This window comes from Aequorivita aquimaris (assembly GCF_001573155.1).
GTDB classification, from domain to species: Bacteria; Bacteroidota; Bacteroidia; order Flavobacteriales; family Flavobacteriaceae; genus Aequorivita; species Aequorivita aquimaris.
Genome location: NZ_JRWG01000033.1, coordinates 1 through 934, shown reverse-complemented (window position 1 = coordinate 934; position 934 = coordinate 1). Strand labels below are relative to the sequence as shown.

Sequence of the window (934 nt, the reverse complement as noted above, 5' to 3'; positions counted from 1 at the left end):
CGCAGTTCGATGCCGGTTGGGGCATTCCGGATCCTTTGATGGACGGTGTTTACATTTGGGAAGGCAGTTGCGACCCGATTGGCGGTGGCGGCGGTGTCTGCTCCGAGGAGAACCCGAACGACTTCACCTTTGAGAACGGCTTCAACTGTTCTTCCGCATCAGCGTTCCAGACCGCGAACGACGTGACCGTAGCTGCTGATGAGAACTTCACCTTGGAGAACATTACAGCCAGCATCTTCGCCAACGGCGGTATCGCAAACGTTGACGTAAACTACTATGACGATGCCGCGGGCCTTCCCGGGGCTCTCATAGGTTCTGAGGCTTCTGTTACCATCGACAACCAAACGGTTATCGGCAGCAACTTCGGTTTTGACGTTAACGAGGTGGAGATGACCGTTACCCCATTTATTTTTAACGGACAAGCGGGTGCTTCAACAAAATATTGGATTGAACTGTCCGTAACCGATGGCGGTGCAACCGGCAGCGTGTTCTGGGTAGTTACTTCATCTACAATGGTAGGAGATCCTTCGGCGCAGTTCGATGCCGGTTGGGGCATTCCGGATCCTTTGATGGACGGTGTTTACATTTGGGAAGGCAGTTGCGACCCGATTGGCGGTGGCGGCGGTGTCTGCTCCGAGGAGAACCCGAACGACTTCACCTTTGAGAACGGCTTCAACTGTTCTTCCGCATCAGCGTTCCAGACCGCGAACGACGTGACCGTAGCTGCTGATGAGAACTTCACCTTGGAGAACATTACAGCCAGCATCTTCGCCAACGGCGGTATCGCAAACGTTGACGTAAACTATTATGACGATGCCGCGGGCCTTCCCGGGGCTCTCATAGGTTCTGAGGCTTCTGTTACCATCGACAACCAAACGGTTATCGGCAGCAACTTCGGTTTTGACGTTAACGAGGTGGAGATGACCGTTACCCC

Annotated in this window: 1 protein-coding gene; it reads left to right on the top strand. The window is 54.0% G+C overall.

Annotated features, from left to right (window positions below):
* On the top strand, positions 1-934 hold a 934-nt coding region (locus tag LS48_RS15390), incomplete at both ends, for a hypothetical protein (protein WP_157881741.1).